This window comes from Nguyenibacter vanlangensis (assembly GCF_013376155.1).
Lineage (GTDB): Bacteria > Pseudomonadota > Alphaproteobacteria > Acetobacterales > Acetobacteraceae > Gluconacetobacter > Gluconacetobacter vanlangensis.
In genome coordinates this window covers 1-800 of the sequence record NZ_JABXXP010001015.1, presented here as the reverse complement: position 1 = coordinate 800, position 800 = coordinate 1, and the positions used below count along the sequence as shown (strand labels likewise).

At 70.2% G+C, this 800-nt stretch carries 1 protein-coding gene; it reads right to left on the bottom strand.

Going from position 1 to position 800, the window contains the following annotated elements; translation table 11 throughout:
* The coding region (locus tag HUK84_RS20890) for an ABC transporter substrate-binding protein (protein WP_246285811.1) at positions 1 to 800 on the bottom strand (800 nt) is incomplete at both ends.

Sequence of the window (800 nt, the reverse complement as noted above, 5' to 3'; positions counted from 1 at the left end):
CCGGCGGTATAGGCGCAGCCGGACAGCGCGCCGGGAATGCCCGGCGGCACCATGCCGCAGAGCGGCCCGGCCACCGCCGCCCCGCCATACAGGATGGTCATGGCCCGCCGGTCCAGCGCGTAGGACACCGCCTGCCGTGCCAGGGGGTTGTCGAAGGGCGGGATGTTCACGTTCATGGGCGCGTAATAGATGCCGTAGAGCGGGCGGATATGGACCTGCGCCGTATGGCGCGCGCCCAGTTCGCCCAGCCGGTCCAGCGGCTTCATGTCGAACATCCAGTCATACTGGCCGTTTTCCACCGCCGTGACCTCGGCCTCGTCCGGCAGACCGAAATCGTACTGGATCCGGTCGGCGAACCCGTCGGGCTGGGCGTCGGCGCTCCAGACCCGGAAATGGGGATTGCGCACCAGCACGGCGCCCCGGTCCGGGTCGTAGGACGCGAACATGTACGGGCCGGTGGTCGGGGCCGGCACATTGCCCAGATCATGGCCGGGGATCGCGGCCGGCAGGATCACCGCGTGGGGAAAGGCCAGCTTCTGCAGGAATTCCGCGTCGGGCTGGCGCAGGTGGAAGACCACGCTGCGCGTCGCGTCATCGGTTTCGAGCCCGCCTTGCAAGGTGCAGTGCGCCGGATCGCGCATGCACTGATCGCCGCCGATGATCGCGCCGTAGAACGCCCCCGCCGTCGGGCTGCCCACCCGGAACAGCCGGCGGAACGACGCCGCGACGTCCGCCACCGTGATCGGCTGCCCGTCGGAGAAATGCAGGCCGGCCCGCAGGGTGAAGCGCCAGGTGCGGCC